This is a genomic window from Shewanella surugensis, assembly GCF_023284005.1.
GTDB classification, from domain to species: Bacteria; Pseudomonadota; Gammaproteobacteria; order Enterobacterales; family Shewanellaceae; genus Shewanella; species Shewanella surugensis.
The window spans coordinates 23,921-39,434 of record NZ_JAKIKS010000002.1 but is presented as its reverse complement, the minus strand read 5'-3'; the positions used below and the strand labels follow the sequence as shown (position 1 = coordinate 39,434).

Genomic DNA, 15,514 nt, shown 5'->3' with positions numbered 1-15,514 from the left:
TAGGGTATTGAATAATAATCTTGTTACAATACGACTTAGTTATTAGTGCTGGAGGAGTGGGGGCATCATGCGAGCAGAGTGGAATTTAGTGTTAGAAAAAGTAACTTCCCATCATGATCATAATGGATTGATTGATTTATTTGAATTATTGCTAACAGAAGATGAACGTAGTGCAATAGCCAGCAGATTGAAAGTTTTTCAAGCACTACTGTATGGTGACATGAGCCAAAGACAAATAGCGCAAGAATATCAAATTAGTATTGCAACAATTACTCGGTGTTCAAATTATTTAAAAAACATGCCATTAGAAAAAAAGAATAAAATAAAATCATTAATATTATAATGTTAAATTGTCTTTTTTTTAAAAAAGCCTCTATTTAACAATCAGAATAGAGGCCCTTATATTCAAGCTGTATTTTTATTGCTACAGTGATTAATGCTCAGCACTGCAGCCGTCTGTATACTCATGCTGCTGTGGGGTATCTTGGTTTTCGCAGCTGCCGGATGTATGGACATGGCCATGGGCAAGTTCTTCTTCGGTGGCTTCCCGAACATCAATGACTTCAACGTTAAAATGCAGGGTTTGGCCTGCTAATGGGTGATTTCCATCGACAACAGCAACATCATCTTTGACTTCTACGACTTGTACGGGTCTTTGACCCATTTCTGTTTCTGCAATGAAACGCATACCTGGAACAATATCTTCTACATCACCAAAGGCATTCAATGGCACTTCTTGACGTAAGCCATCATGGTATTCACCGTAACCATCTTCTGCATTGATACTGGTTTCAATTTTATCCCCAATAATTTTACCTTCTAATTCAGCTTCAAGGCCGGGGATCATACTTTCAGTACCATGAAGATAAAGCATAGGCTCATTATCAAATGAGTTTTCGATGACTCGGTCTTCATCATCTTTGAGTTGATAATGGATAGTGACAGCACATTGTTGAGTGATTTTCATGGGGTAGCTCCAATAAATTAATGACGGGCATTTTAACTGGATTTTATTCAATATGCGATAACTGTAGCCAATATGATGGCGTGATGGGGTAACCATAATATGAGGGTTAATTGATATTATTTGCATATTCATTCAAGGCTGTTTATCGTCATCGGTGGGAAGTAAAGACGGGGATGGTGATGAGAAGATGATGACTTGTCGATAGTCGATATGTTGATGTGATAACGTTAAACTTAATTAACACCAACTCCAACAATATGTTAACAGTTATCTGTCCTGTAATGAAACATCTTTCTTGGCGTTATGTTTAGCGCAAGAATAAAATATTCAGCCTATTTAACATCTAAACACAAATATGGTGTTACTCGGTTAAAATTATTCATAAAAAGGGACTTGACAGTTAGCGCGTAAAAAGCAATTCTGTATGCATAAATTAACGAAATATTGAATTTAATCCATTTTATGATGTTTAGCCGCGTATGTGTTGTAACCACCTTGATTACGACCACCACGATTATTATCGTGGGGACAGGCTGAGCGTATCTAATATAAGATTATACATTGAGCCTGCTTCCCACAAAGAAGCAGGCTTTTTTGTTTCTTAGTGGGGCGGGTAGAGGAGAAAGTATGAAAGTCATGAAGTTTGGTGGTACCTCGCTTGCTAATTGGGAGCGATTTCAAGCTGCTGCTGCGATTGTTGCCAAGTCGGCTAACGAAGAGTCAATTGCGGTTGTCTTATCTGCGCCCGCAACGATAACCAATCGTTTACTGGAAGTGGTGGATGTCGCCATTGATGGCGGCGAGTTTGATTCTGTGTTATCCAGAATAGAACAAGTTTTCACTGGACTTTATCAGCAAGCTAACGATGCAGTATTAACAGATGAGCAAAGTCAGTACCTACAAAGGTGTTTAGATAAGCAGCTTGCTTTTTGGGGCCGAAAACTACAGGGGATTTCACTATTAGGTGTCTGTCCAGATAGCGTGAGAGCTGAAGTGATTATTGGTGGAGAAAAGCTATCTTCTGTTTTGATGGAGCAGCTAATTAATGCCATGGGCCATAGCGCAGCGTTACTTAATCCACAAGCTTTATTACTGGCTCATGGCCCAAGGCTTGAATCAGCTGTGGATATTGAAGCCAGTAAAGTCAATTTTAAAGCCATTAATTTAGATGAACATCGTGTCTGGGTAATGCCAGGTTTTACCGCTGGCGGTAAAGATGGCAGTGTAGTGACATTGGGACGTAATGGTTCTGATTATTCTGCAGCTGTATTAGCCGCTTGTATTAATGCGAGTTGTTGTGAAATCTGGACCGATGTTGATGGTATTTATAATACCGATCCTCGTGTGGTATCCGATGCTAAATTATTAGCCCAAATGAGCTATCAAGAAGCGATGGAAGTCTCTTATTTTGGGGCGAAAGTATTGCACCCAAAAACGGTAGCCCCTATCGCTCAGTATCATATTCCCTGTTATATACGTAATAGCTTTAACCCTGATGCGGTAGGGACACTCGTTTCTAGCCAGCAAGATGAGTCAGGGTTAAGTGTTAAAGCTATCTCGAACTTGGATGAACAGACCATGTTTGATGTATCAGGCCCAGGGATGAAAGGCATGGTGGGTATGGCGAGTAGAACATTGGGGGCGATTTCTAGAAGTGGTGTTTCGGTTTCTTTAATCACACAAAGCTCATCTGAATACAGTATTAGTTTCTGTGTGAGTACTTCAGATGCCGCCAGTGCGAAACAAGCCTTAGAGCAAGAATTTGAGCTTGAATTACAAAGTGAGCTTTTAGAGCCGTTAGAAATGCGTCATAACTTAGCCATAGTCTCATTGATTGGTGATGGCATGCGAACGAATAAAGGCGTTACGGCTACCTTTTCTCAAGCATTAGCCCAAGCGACGGTCAACATTATTGCGATCGCTCAAGGTTCATCAGAGCGTTCGATTTCGGCTGTCATTGAGCAACGTAAAATCAAAAATGCGATCTCGGCTTGTCATCAAAGCTTCTTCGATGTGCAACAATATTTAGATGTATTCCTTGTCGGCTGCGGTAATGTTGGTGCTGGATTATTAGATCAAATCGCCCAACAAGCAGAAATGTTAAAAGAGCAGCATATCAGTATCCGAGTATGCGGTATTGTGAATTCCAGTAAAATGTTGCTCAATGCACAAGGTATCGAGCTGAATGAGTGGCAATCTTTACTCAGTGAAAGTGCACAGAAAAGTGATATTGATTTCATGCTGCGCTGGGCAAAAGAACAGCAATTACTCAACCCTGTACTTGTTGATTGTACGTCGAGTGATTATGTATCAGATAAATACCTTGATGTGATGAATGCAGGCTTGCATGTCGTTACGCCCAATAAAAAAGCCAATACCCGTGATATGGCTTATTATCACCAGTTACGAAAAACCGCATTAAAACAACGTCGCCAATTTTTATATGAAACCACCGTCGGCGCAGGTTTACCGGTTATAGATAATCTGAAAAAGCTGTTGTGTGCAGGAGATAAGTTACTGAGCTTTAGCGGAATTTTATCTGGCAGCTTGTCTTATATTTTTGGGATGCTGGATGAAGGAATGAGTTTATCTGAAGCAACCCGTATAGCGAGAGAAAAATGTTTTACTGAGCCCGATCCTAGAGATGATCTCAGTGGGATGGATGTTGCGCGCAAAGTGTTGATTTTAGCTCGAGAAGTCGGGTTAAATTTAGAGCTGAAAGACATCAAGGTTGAATCGGTATTACCGCCTCATTTTGATGCATCGGGTGATGTTGATATTTTTATGGCCAATTTAAGTCAGCTCGATGAGGATGTCGCCACGCAAGTGAGCAATGCAAAAAAACAAGGTCGATTATTACGCTATGTGGGTCAAATCGATGAGCAAGGTTGTCGAGTGAAAATTGTTGAGGTCGATGCGAATGATCCCCTCTATAGTGTCAAAGGGGGCGAAAATGCACTGGCTTTTAATAGTCTTTATTATCAACCTATTCCATTTGTGCTTCGGGGTTATGGTGCGGGCACCGAAGTGACTGCAGCGGGCGCGTTTTCTGATGTATTAAGAACCTTAAATTGGACGCGTGAGGTATCGTTATGAGTGTAAAGGTTTATGCTCCGGCATCCATTGCGAATATCAGCGTAGGCTTTGATACATTGGGCGCCGCTTTAGCGCCTATTGATGGCTCTTTACTGGGTGATACTGTATCCATTGAAGCCGCAGTTGAAGGCATGTCTTTAGAAGTGATGGGTACTTGGGCAAATAAACTCCCCCAAGATCCTGCGGAGAATATTGTTTATCAATGTGCTGAATTTTTTATCGCACAGCTAGCAGATAAAGGGGTTAGCTCAACGGGAATAAAGCTCACTTTACATAAAAATTTGCCAGTGGGTAGTGGACTGGGTTCAAGTGCGAGTTCAGTTGTTGCGGCCCTTTATGCGTTAAATGAGTATTTTGAAAATCCTTTTTCGGAACAACATTTACTCTTACTAATGGGGAAGTTTGAAGGTCAGATCAGCGGCTCGGTGCATTACGATAATGTGGCACCTTGTTATTTAGGTCAGATGCAACTTATTCTTAATGGCAATACACAAGTGTGCGATGCGATCCCAAACTTTAATCATTGGTATTGGGTGATGTCGTATTCAGGCGTTTCTTTATCAACGGCTAAAATGAGACAGTTGTTACCAGAGCAATATGATAAATCGACTGCCATTGAATTTGGTCGCCATTTAAGCGCTTTTGTTCATGCTTCTTATAAGCAAGATGAAGCCTTAGCTATCGAGGTGTTAAAAGATGTGCTTGCCGAACCTTATCGAGCGGGATCCATTCCAGGTTACCTCGAGGCTAAAGCTGAACTGACTAAAATGGGAATGCTAGCGACAGGGATTTCAGGCAGTGGACCCACGTTATTTTCGATTACAAGCAGTTTAGAAAAAGCGCAACAAGCGCAAGCTTGGTTAAACACACATTACCTTAAAGATGAAAATGGCTTTTCACACATCTGCCAAGTCGATCCTAAAGGTGCAAGAAGAATTTAATTGTGTCGAGCCTATTATGTTTCTTTGTTATGTTGATTAATAGGTTTCGCCATCATGCAATGAATATCGTATTTTACAGTAAGGGCAAGTTGTTATGCAGCTATATAATTTAAAACATCCTTCACAAGTGGTGAGTTTTACGGAAGCAGTAAAGCTTGGGCTTGGTAAAGACAGAGGATTATTTTTTCCGACTCATATTCCTGTGTTGGAAGATATGGAAACGTTATTATCACAGCCTTTTGTTGAGCGAAGTAAAAAAGTCATCGGGGCTTGGCTTGCATCAGAGCTGGGGCAAGATACCGTTGATACACTGGTTGAAAATGCCTTTAATTTTGACTTGCCTTTAGTCAAAGCCGATGAAAACCGTTATTGTTTAGAGCTCTTTCATGGACCGACTTTAGCCTTTAAAGATTTTGGTGCGCGTTTTATGGCGCAATGTCTTAATGTTCTGGCGAAAGGTGAGAAAATTAACATTTTAACGGCCACCTCAGGTGATACTGGCGCTGCTGTGGCTGATGCTTTTTTTGGACTCGATGCTATCAATGTAGTGGTGCTGTATCCCAAAGGTAAAATTAGTTTACTACAAGAAAAAATGTTCACCACGTTAGGGAAAAATATTCATACCGTCGCGATTGATTCAGATTTTGATGCATGTCAGGGTTTAGTCAAGCAGTCTTTTGAAGACAGTGAGATCCGTGATGGGCTTCATCTAAATTCGGCAAATTCGATTAACATTAGTAGATTGCTTGCTCAGATTTGCTATTATTTTGAAGCAGTGGCACAGTTTAAGCGACAACATGATGACTTACCTGTGATTGCGGTTCCCAGTGGTAACTTTGGTAATCTAACGGCAGGACTCTTTGCTAAAGCGATGGGATTACCCATTAAATATTTTGTTGCAGCAACCAATAGTAATGATACCGTTCCTCGTTATTTGGCGGAAGGTCAGTGGTTACCGAATACCACTGTTGCGACAATGTCTAATGCAATGGATGTCGCTGAGCCGAGTAACTGGCCCAGAGTCGAAGCCATTGTGGATAAAATGGATTGGTCGTTAGCCGATATTAAAGGCGTCGCTTTATCTGAGGCGCAAACGTCAAGAGGGCTACGCACATTACATGAAGTGGGCTATTTATCTGAGCCTCATGGGGCGATAGCTGCAGATGCCTTAACTCAAATAATGTGCGCGGAGGAAAAAGGTATTTTTCTCGGTACCGCTCACCCAGCTAAATTCAATGAAGTGGTTGAGGCGGAGCTAAACATTGAAGTGCCTTTACCTGAGCCATTAGCGGTTGTTGTAGATAAAACTATTTTATCGATCGACTTGTCAGCAAACTTTAGTGATTTAAAAGCACATTTATTTAAAATTTTAACGTAGTTAACGACAATATAAATAAAAAGAGCAGCGAGTTAGGCTGCTCCTTTTATTACCTCAGTTTCTAGTTTCTAGATTCTGTTTCTGGTCGCTGAGCATATAGAAAACTATATGAATAAGTTGTCTATTTCATCATTGAAATTATCATCGATATCTTGAAGTTCTTTGAGTAAGCGATGTTTTTCTTTTAGCGCTTCTATTTCACGCCATTTTCGCTTCTTGTTGGAATTTCTCGAGCGGCTGGGTTTTTCTACTATATTATCTAGCGCACAACCATAATCTAAACGATTCATAGCAACCTCCTGTCGTTTCTTTGTATTCAAATAAATAGCATGTTTTTCAAACATGGTGCAACAAAAATGTTTCATATTTGTTAAATTAAGGTGTTTTATTTATTTATTTATACTTATCACGTGAAATAGCGTAAAGTTAAAAGCGATCAAAGAAGGAAGGATTTGACTGTCAAAGAGAAAAGTGAGTGGCATGGAGCTGTTATTCAGATGATATAAAAAAAGCCAATGATGAGATCATTGGCCTTAAGATTGTTTAATCAGTGGGAATATTGGTAGGTTAAATTCGCTGTTGGCGAAATAAGTTAATTAAGCCATTACTTGAGTTATCAAGTTCAGAGGTATTCTTGTCAGCCTTTAAGCGGGCTAATACATCATCACCTAATAGTTTTCCAAGCTCTACGCCCCATTGATCAAAGGAGTTGATTTGCCAAATAGCGCCTTGAACAAAGGTTTTATGCTCATATAAAGCAATTAACGCACCTAATGTTGCAGGGGTTAATTTATCCATGAGTAACGTATTGTTGGGTTTGTTGCCTGGCATGACTTTATGTTTGGCGATAAGCTGTTTTTCATCATCACTGAGTGAACTGTCTTCTAGCTCAGCTAAGGCTTCCTCAAAGGTTCTTCCTTGCATCAGCGCTTGAGTTTGCCCGAAACAGTTGGATGCTAACTGAACATGGTGTTCACCTAATGGGTTATGGCTATTAAGTGGCATGATAAAGTCAGCAGGAATTAAAGCCGTCCCTTGATGCAATAGCTGATGATAAGCATGTTGGCCATTAGTACCTTCACCACCCCAAATCACAGGCCCAGTACTATAATCAACAGCTTGGCCTTGAAGAGTGACGGATTTACCATTACTTTCCATATCAAGTTGTTGAAAATAGGCCGGTAGGCCCCGTAAATAATGGTCGTAAGTTAACACCACATGAGATTGGGCATTAAAAAAGTTGACATACCAAACCGATAAAAGTCCCATGATGACAGGCATATTTTGACTGAGTGGAGCCGTAGAAAAATGCTCATCCATCTCATTTGCACCATCGAGAAGCTCTCGAAAGCGTGTCATTCCGATGAGTAGGGCAATAGGCAGGCCGATTGCGGACCAAAGTGAATAGCGTCCGCCAACCCAATCCCACATAGGAAAAATGTTTTCAGCGGCAATACCAAATTCGGTTGCTTTTTTTACGTTAGAACTCACCGCAACAAAATGTTTAGCGACGTTATTTTGGCTGCCACCTTGACTGATGAACCATTCTCTTGCACTTAAGGTATTGGTTAATGTCTCCTGCGTACCAAATGACTTGGATGACATGATAAACAGCGTTGTTTCTGCATTGAGGCCTTTCAATTTTTCAACGATAGAAGTGGCATCAACATTAGCAACAAAGTGACAATTAATATCGCCTGTCCAGTATGGGCGCAGTGCTTGAGAAACAATTTTAGGCCCTAAAAAGGATCCCCCAATGCCGATACTGACAATATCGGTAATTTTTTTACCGGTATAGCCTTCCCATGAACCTGAGATGATTTCATCAACAAAAGCGGCCATTTTATCCAAGGTGTGTTTAATTTCAGGGATAATATTTTTATCATCAACTTGGATATCTTGGTTTGAGTTAGCCCGCAATGCGCTGTGAAGTACTGCACGTTGCTCTGTGGTATTAATTTTATCGCCGTTGAACATAGCTTGAATTTTGGGGGCTAATTGAGACTCTTTCGCTAATGTGAATAATAGTGACAATGTTTCATCGGTCACTTTATTTTTGGAATAATCTAAAAATAATCCACAAGCGGATAAAGACAGATTGTCAAAACGCTTAGGATCAGCAGCAAAGAGCTTACGCATATGAGGCACTGCCTCGCGATGGATTTTTAATGCTTTCCAAGATGATAATTGGGTTAATTCAGTCATGGTTGTCTGCCTACTAGCTTAAGATGTCAATTTTGTTTTAAGCATAGTTTCAAGTTTGCCTTGATCGATGGCAAAATTGCGAATGCCTTCAGCGAGCTTTTCAACTGCCATAGGATCTTCATTAAACTCCCAACGAAACTGTGCTTCTGTTAATGGGGCTTTAGGCGTTTGAGTTGACTCTGCAGGTAATAACTTACGTTCTATGATTTGATTTGAATTGGCGAGCTCTTCAAGTAATGCGGGGCCAATCGTTAAACGATCACAACCCGCAAGTTCAATAATTTCACCTGTATTACGGAAGCTTGCTCCCATCACAACCGTTTTAAAGCTATGTTCCTTATAGTAATTATAAATTTGAGTGACAGAAACAACCCCAGGATCTTCAGCTGCAGTGTAATCTATGCCGGTATCTTTTTTATACCAGTCAAGAATACGGCCAACAAAAGGGGAGATGAGATAAACGCCAGCTTCAGCACAGGCTTTTGCTTGAGAAAAGCTAAATAATAACGTTAGGTTACAGTTGATGCCTTCTTGTTCTAATTGCTTAGCGGCGCAGATCCCTTCCCATGTTGAAGCCAGTTTTATGAGAATACGTGATTTGTCGATCCCGGCCTCTTGATAAAGTTGGATCAGTTTGTGTGCTTTTGCAATTGAAGCGTCTTTATCAAAAGAAAGTCTTGCATCAACTTCGGTTGAAATACGTCCAGGAACAAGTTTTAGGATCTCGAGACCGATATTGACCGCGAGTTTGTCACCCGAATCTTCAACTTGTTGCGCAATATCATTACTTTGCTGTTTTGCCCAAGTAATAGCATTGTTAATGAGTCCACTATATTCTGGAATTTGTGCCGCTTTTAAGATAAGTGACGGATTCGTTGTTGCATCTTCTGGTTGATAACGTTTAATGGCTTCAATATCGCCAGTGTCGGCAACGATAGTGGTAATGGATTTGAATTGTTCTAATGTATTAGCCATAAAAATTACATCCTTCTCTGGTGGCAGCGTAAATGTGGTGTGTGCAATAGGGTATTAAAAGCGATTTTAACCCATAATCCAACTCTAAATGAAAAAAAATTACAGAAAAGTTGTAAACTATCATTAAAAAATTGAAAAATTAACATATTATTGGGAAAGTAGTCAGTTTTTTACATGATTAGTTGCTTAAAGTACTTAAATCAAAAATTTTAGAATAAAATAAAGCTCATGCCAATTTCAGGCATGAGCTTTATTTTAGTACAGCTCAATCACTTTATTTACCGCTGAAAGTGACTTATTATTCTATTATCTCCATTCTCTCCATTCTCATTAGAGGAACTTGCTCAACACCTGTGACTTGGGCCTCTATTCGGCGGTTAGCTTTATTTGCTGCTGCTGATTTCCCCGGAATAAGTGGCTGAGTAATACCGTAACCTTTAGAGGTGACTCGAGACTGAGGAATACCAAAACGTTTAACGAGTATGTCTGCCACAGCATCGGCTCGACGTTGAGAAAGCTTCATATTATAATTGGGAGCACCCACATCTGAGGCGTAGCCAGAGACTTCGACCACACTGTCAGGGTATTCAATCATAAAGTCAGCCACTTTCTTAACATCAGTCATAGCCGCTTCTTTTACGACAGCAGAGTTGTTGTCAAATTCAGCACCGATTTCAAATTTGAATATTTTATCTTCGTAAATGGTACAGCCATAAGCATCCACTTGCTCATTAAAGGGAGTATTTGGACATTGATCAATATCATCCGGTACACCATCACCATCAGAATCAAAGATTACGACGACAACTTCTTGTGGGGATTTATGCCCAAAGCGATAACTGAGTTGGAGTCCCCAATAGTTACTTTCCAGATCATAAGTGTTGTATTCAGTATCATTTAAGTCTTGATAGCGACGGTATTTCATTTCTAGCTTGAAGTTATCGGTTATATTAAAACCAAATCCCGCACCAAAATACGGTGCAAAATCGGTTGCACTATAATAATCACTACCGTGATTTTCATTGTTGTACCATAGATAATGCATAGCTCCGGCTTCTGCATTGAAACTCCATCGATCACCTAATGGCAAAATACCAACAAAACCAGCGGTGACACCATGAACGCCTATATCGTTTAGATTACCTGAATAGTCGGTAAATTCAGCCCGGCCAAGATCGCGATAGCCGACCTCAATGCCGACATACTCATTAAAGAGAAAACCGCCAAAAACATCCCATGCATAAGGGTCATCTTCTCCGCACGAAGCCATTGTTTTCATATCGCAATTAGGTTCATAATCATTAAGACCGATACCCGCACCAATATACCAAGGTGTCATACCATCTTCGGCATTGACAGCAAAGGGCAGTATTGATGTAAGTAATAGGGCTTTGAGTGTGTTGTTCATCATTAAAATCCTTATGTTTTATAATTAAAACTCCTCCACTTACTTCTATATAAAACACCGTTAGCATAACAAGTGGAGTTCCTTTAACAACTGGCTAACATGCATTAGTATCTGTCGCAAATGAAGTTATTGCCAATTTAATGAAGATATTTTTTGTTTATTTTTAGTACTTCATAATAATCAATGAAATGCTGAGTGATGATGTAATTTTTATTTATAGTGATAACAATGAGTTCTATTTATATCCCGTTAATCAGTGCTGAATTGTCGATATTTATTATCAATACTCCAGTATTGTTATCGATCGAGACTAAGCTTAATGTGAAGGCTGAATGAAATGTTAATAAAGCAGCCAGATCCTCATGTACGAGTTAAGTTCAAAAAGTATTACGTTACTTCGTATTCCACATTTGTTTTAAGTTTGATGATAAAGGGTGTTCTTTATGTTACTTTCGTGCGTAAAGTATTCTAGGCTTGATCTAATTCGCGAGGCCTGAAATTAGATTTGTCAGGTTTATTACTCTTTTTATGCTATGACATTTTAACGAGCATATTTAATGACTACATTTGATTGGGTGATAGGTTGCTAGTTTGATTTGTCATGAGGATGAATAGAAATATGTTTGAAATGATTGTTGATTTTCTTAATGCACTCTTGTGGGGAAAGATACTCGTCTATGGACTGGTTGGTGCAGGTTTATTTTTTACCTTACGATTAGGCTTTATTCAAATTACGCATTTTAAACACTCGATTATTACTTTATTGAATAGTCGAAAAGGCGTCACAGCTGGGGGATTATCTTCTTTTCAAGTGTTTTGTACGAGTATGGCTGCACGTGTTGGGGCCGGAAATATGGCGGGTGTGGCTGTTGCCATTAGTGTTGGTGGTCCCGGTGCTATCTTCTGGATGTGGTTAATTGCGGTACTTGGAATGGCTACGGCCATGGTTGAATCGACTCTCGCGCAAATTTATAAAGTGCGTGATGAAAACGGTCAATTTCGGGGCGGGCCTGCTTATTACATGGAAAAAGGCTTAGGCCAGCGTTGGATGGGGATACTATTTTCCATTTTTCTCATTATTGCCTTTGGACTCGTTTTCAATGCTGTTCAAGCTAACACAATTACGGCTGCTATGACGCAAGTCTTTGGCTTTTCCGCTGCCGATGTAGGACTTATTCTCGTCATTTTCAGTGGCTTTGTCATCATGGGTGGCTTACGTAAAGTGGCTCGAGTGTCTGAATTACTAGTGCCTTTTATGGCATTGGCTTATATTACTGTTGCATTGGTTGTTGTGGTTCTTAATTTTGAAAAAGTTCCCGCAGCATTAATGTTAGTTGTAAAAAGCGCTTTTGGGCTACAAGAAGTCGTTGCTGGAGGGGTGGCCTATAGTGTTACCCAAGCAATGCAGTCAGGGATAGCAAGAGGTCTATTTTCTAATGAAGCGGGTATGGGAAGTGCCGCTAATATCGCGGGTAGTGCTTCTCCCTATCCTAATCATCCCGCATCTCAAGGTTTTGTACAAATGATGGGGGTTTTTGTGGATACCATGGTTATTTGTACAGCAACGGCAGCCATTATATTGTTAACTGGTGATATTGATAGCGATGGCGATGGTATTCGAATGACGATAGATGCGTTAACGGGTCATGTGGGTCAGGAGGGAGGCGCATTTATTGCATTTACTATTTTATTTTTCTGTTTTACATCGATTATTGCTAATTATTCTTATGCAGAAACCAATGTGTTGTTCCTGACTGGCCATAAAGAACATATTTTGCCCGTGTTTCGGCTAATAGTATTAGGCATGGTGATGTTTGGCTCTCTTGCTAAAGTAGAATTAGTTTGGGCCTTAGCTGATGTGTCGATGGGATTGATGGCAACGGTTAACATCATTGCGTTATTGTTATTATCAGGCTTGACGGTGCGAGTGATTCAGGATTATTGTCATCAATTAAAGTCTGGGAAGCTGCCTAGTTTTGATTATAAGAAATTCCCCGAGTTAATGCGCTTAAAAGATAATGCATGGTCGAATGAAAAAACTGAATGTGAGCGTGAAATAACCAGAGATCCAGATCCGCTTAAAAGAAAGAGCGTATCGATTCAGAAAAAAGATGAAGGAATATATTGAGTTTTCAAATTGAATCGCATTTTTGAAACCTGGATAAAAATCTATTGAGGCAATCTAAAAATCCACGAATATAATGCGTGGATTTTTTGTTTGTGGCTAGTATGATTGTGGGTATTAGCGAATAATATTTTAAGGTGCTTTATGTTGATTTTGATTTCTCCAGCGAAAACGTTGGATTTCGAAAACTCTTCTATGACTGAGGAGTACTCACTTCCTGAGCGATTAAAAGAGAGTGCGGAACTCATTAAGATTTGTCGGGAGTTAAGCCCGACTGATATTGCCACTTTAATGAAGGTGAGTGATAAAATAGCAGGGTTGAATGTCGCACGTTTTAACAGTTGGACTACTGATTTCACACTTGATAATGCTAAGCAGGCGGTTTTTGCTTTTCGTGGTGATGTCTATACCGGATTAGATGCTGATTCTTTATCGACGACAGAGTTAAAATCAGCACAGAAAAAATTACGTATTTTGTCTGGATTATATGGCCTTCTTAAGCCGCTTGATTTGATGAAAGCGTACAGATTGGAAATGGGAACGCGTCTTGAAAATAGCAAAGGAAGTAATTTATATCAATTTTGGGGGGACATGATAACGGATGACATTAATCGAACACTGACGACTTCAGAAAATGAGATTATTGTTAATTTAGCATCTAATGAGTATTTTAAGGCAGTAAACCCTAAAAAGTTGAATGCACAACTGATCACTCCCGTTTTTAAAGATCAAAAGAACGGTCAGTATAAGGTGATTAGCTTTTATGCAAAGAAGGCAAGAGGATTAATGGCGCGTTATATTATCGAGAATGATATCAATGAACGGGATGAACTGATGAAGTTTGACAGTGCTGGTTACTATTATAGTGAAGTAGAATCGAACCTCGAACGACCTGTTTTTTTAAGGGAAGAACAGGCGTAGAGCAAAAGCAGCGTGAAGCTGCTTGCTAGTATGGATGATTATTGTTTAGATTTCATCGGTCTCAATTGACTCGTCGATTGTGCCATTAAATAAGCAAACTGTGCATAAGCTGCAACATTTTGCTGCAGTTTTTTAGGGTCGATTTTATCTAAAGTATCGTTTGGTGTGTGGTGATAATTAAAATAATCGAATCCATTCTGTCTTAATGAAGCAACGGGGATCCCCCTACTGGGAAATATCGACACATCAGGTCCACCGTGAGCGGTATTATTACCCTGTTTCACCCCATTGGATGCCATCGGGTTTAATTGGCGATGAAGCTCATGAAAGGCTTGCTTACTAACATTAAGATCGAGTTGATAAATGAGCCCCGCACCGAAATCAGACTCAGCGGCAATATAGTGTTGCCCCAGTTCTTTTTCATGCGCTTTTATATAAGCTTTTGCGCCTACAATTCCGACTTCTTCTGCGGCAAATAGCACTAACCTGATCGTACGGGCAGGCTTCTTGGGCAGATCTTGGATAAGTTTTGCAGCAGCTGTTACTATCGCCACTCCAGCGCCGTCATCAAGGGCACCCGTTCCTTCATCCCAAGAATCTAAATGTGCACTGATAAGCACTATTTCATCAGGTTTTTGTTGACCAGTGACTTCGGCGATGACATTAAAAGATTGCGCAACTCCTTTTCTGGCTGAAGACATATTAAGACTTAGTGTGATAATAGGCTCTCGTTGAAGCATTGCATTGATAAGATCGGCATCTGGGTTTGACATAGCGGCAGCAGGGATTTTTTGTATGCCATCGACATATTTCATTATTCCGGTATGAGCCATACGATCACTATCAGTACCAATAGAACGAATGAGTATGGCTACGGCCCCTTTTTCTGCTGCGACAATAGCGCCTTTTGAGCGACCAGAAACTGTTTCGCCGTAACCGGCGCCAGTGACTGTTTTTTGGGTTTTATGATCAATAAAAACAATCTTGCCTTTCACATCAGTAATCGAAGCGGCTTTTAATGCATCTAAGGTCTTAAAACGAATAATATTAGCTTGAATTCCTTTTTGGGGCGTACCTATGCTTCCACCTAAGGCTGTAATAACCAGTGGTTGTTGAAAAGGGGCAATGACTTCCGCTTTTGCTGCTCCTCTATTCCAAACGGGGACCTCTACGGCTTCTTTATACACTTTATCAAACCCAAGTGTATTGAGCTTTCTCTCTACCCATTGAACAGCAAGACGATCTTTCTCACTACCAGTGAGTCTGGGCCCAACTTCAACAGTAAGTGACTCGATTAAGTCGTAAGCTAAGGGCGATTGAAAAGCTTGTTGTTTCAATTTTGTTGCGACATCCACATTCGATTCAATCTTAGATTGATAGTTTTGACAGCCCATTAAAGCCAATGAAATTAATGAAATGCATAATTGTTGATATTTTTTTATCATGAAAATCCTTTATATTGTTATTGATTATATCCATTTTTTGAACAATTTAGCAA

General features: G+C 40.0%; 12 protein-coding genes. 6 read left to right on the top strand and 6 right to left on the bottom strand.

Annotated features, from left to right (window positions below):
* Positions 1–67: 67 nt before the first annotated feature.
* A complete protein-coding gene (trpR, locus tag L2764_RS00900; protein ID WP_248938360.1) occupies positions 68–343 on the top strand; it encodes a trp operon repressor in 276 nt (91 codons plus the stop codon).
* Positions 344–433: 90 nt separating this feature from the next.
* Here trpR and L2764_RS00895 read toward each other — a convergent pair whose 3' ends face one another.
* Positions 434–967, bottom strand: a complete 534-nt coding sequence (locus tag L2764_RS00895; protein WP_376708360.1) for an FKBP-type peptidyl-prolyl cis-trans isomerase — start codon at positions 965–967, stop codon at positions 434–436.
* 627 nt (positions 968–1,594) lie between these two features.
* On the opposite strand from L2764_RS00895, the gene thrA reads away from it, so the two are divergent.
* From thrA to thrC, 3 genes are all read left to right on the top strand, one after another.
* Positions 1,595–4,063 (top strand): bifunctional aspartate kinase/homoserine dehydrogenase I, encoded by a 2,469-nt coding sequence (gene thrA / locus L2764_RS00890; protein WP_248938359.1) that lies wholly within the window; start codon positions 1,595–1,597, stop codon positions 4,061–4,063.
* On the top strand, positions 4,060–5,004 hold the full coding sequence (gene thrB, locus L2764_RS00885) for a homoserine kinase (RefSeq protein WP_248938358.1): 945 nt from the start codon (positions 4,060–4,062) through the stop codon (positions 5,002–5,004). The genes thrA and thrB overlap by 4 nt, the downstream gene beginning before the upstream one ends.
* Before the next feature lie 94 nt (positions 5,005–5,098).
* The gene (gene thrC / locus L2764_RS00880) at positions 5,099–6,382 is read left to right on the top strand and encodes a threonine synthase (protein ID WP_248938357.1); all 1,284 of its coding nucleotides are present in this window, start codon (positions 5,099–5,101) and stop codon (positions 6,380–6,382) included.
* A gap of 104 nt (positions 6,383–6,486) precedes the next feature.
* On the opposite strand, the gene L2764_RS00875 is transcribed toward thrC, so the two are convergent.
* The 4 genes from L2764_RS00875 to L2764_RS00860 all read right to left on the bottom strand — a co-directional run bounded on the left by L2764_RS00875 (position 6,487) and on the right by L2764_RS00860 (position 10,973).
* Positions 6,487–6,672, bottom strand: coding sequence for a DUF3545 family protein (locus L2764_RS00875; RefSeq protein WP_248938356.1), 186 nt, complete (start codon positions 6,670–6,672; stop codon positions 6,487–6,489).
* A 277-nt stretch (positions 6,673–6,949) separates the two neighbouring features.
* Entirely contained in the window at positions 6,950–8,587 is a 1,638-nt protein-coding gene (pgi, locus tag L2764_RS00870) for a glucose-6-phosphate isomerase (protein ID WP_248938355.1), read from the bottom strand.
* Positions 8,588–8,605: 18 nt separating this feature from the next.
* Entirely contained in the window at positions 8,606–9,562 is a 957-nt protein-coding gene (tal, locus tag L2764_RS00865) for a transaldolase (protein ID WP_248938354.1), read from the bottom strand.
* A gap of 298 nt (positions 9,563–9,860) precedes the next feature.
* The gene (locus tag L2764_RS00860) at positions 9,861–10,973 is read right to left on the bottom strand and encodes an OmpA family protein (RefSeq protein ID WP_248938353.1); all 1,113 of its coding nucleotides are present in this window, start codon (positions 10,971–10,973) and stop codon (positions 9,861–9,863) included.
* 616 nt (positions 10,974–11,589) lie between these two features.
* On the opposite strand from L2764_RS00860, the gene L2764_RS00855 reads away from it, so the two are divergent.
* Together L2764_RS00855 and yaaA are read left to right on the top strand one after the other, a co-directional pair.
* Positions 11,590–13,098 (top strand): alanine/glycine:cation symporter family protein, encoded by a 1,509-nt coding sequence (locus L2764_RS00855; protein WP_248938352.1) that lies wholly within the window; start codon positions 11,590–11,592, stop codon positions 13,096–13,098.
* Positions 13,099–13,239: 141 nt separating this feature from the next.
* Positions 13,240–14,016 carry a peroxide stress protein YaaA gene (gene yaaA, locus L2764_RS00850; protein WP_248938351.1) on the top strand — a complete coding sequence of 259 codons (777 nt, stop codon included), beginning with the start codon at positions 13,240–13,242 and terminating at the stop codon, positions 14,014–14,016.
* Positions 14,017–14,054: 38 nt separating this feature from the next.
* On the opposite strand, the gene L2764_RS00845 is transcribed toward yaaA, so the two are convergent.
* Complete coding sequence (locus tag L2764_RS00845; RefSeq protein ID WP_376708362.1) at positions 14,055–15,458, bottom strand: M20/M25/M40 family metallo-hydrolase; 1,404 nt, start codon at positions 15,456–15,458, stop codon at positions 14,055–14,057.
* Positions 15,459–15,514 lie beyond the last annotated feature (56 nt).

Coding starts and splice junctions, on each gene's coding strand:
- trpR (WP_248938360.1), top strand. CDS start 68: ATGCGAGCAGAGTGGAATTTAGTGTTAGAAAAAGTAACTTCCCATCAT.
- L2764_RS00895 (WP_376708360.1), bottom strand. CDS start 967: ATGAAAATCACTCAACAATGTGCTGTCACTATCCATTATCAACTCAAA.
- thrA (WP_248938359.1), top strand. CDS start 1,595: ATGAAAGTCATGAAGTTTGGTGGTACCTCGCTTGCTAATTGGGAGCGA.
- thrB (WP_248938358.1), top strand. CDS start 4,060: ATGAGTGTAAAGGTTTATGCTCCGGCATCCATTGCGAATATCAGCGTA.
- thrC (WP_248938357.1), top strand. CDS start 5,099: ATGCAGCTATATAATTTAAAACATCCTTCACAAGTGGTGAGTTTTACG.
- L2764_RS00875 (WP_248938356.1), bottom strand. CDS start 6,672: ATGAATCGTTTAGATTATGGTTGTGCGCTAGATAATATAGTAGAAAAA.
- pgi (WP_248938355.1), bottom strand. CDS start 8,587: ATGACTGAATTAACCCAATTATCATCTTGGAAAGCATTAAAAATCCAT.
- tal (WP_248938354.1), bottom strand. CDS start 9,562: ATGGCTAATACATTAGAACAATTCAAATCCATTACCACTATCGTTGCC.
- L2764_RS00860 (WP_248938353.1), bottom strand. CDS start 10,973: ATGATGAACAACACACTCAAAGCCCTATTACTTACATCAATACTGCCC.
- L2764_RS00855 (WP_248938352.1), top strand. CDS start 11,590: ATGTTTGAAATGATTGTTGATTTTCTTAATGCACTCTTGTGGGGAAAG.
- yaaA (WP_248938351.1), top strand. CDS start 13,240: ATGTTGATTTTGATTTCTCCAGCGAAAACGTTGGATTTCGAAAACTCT.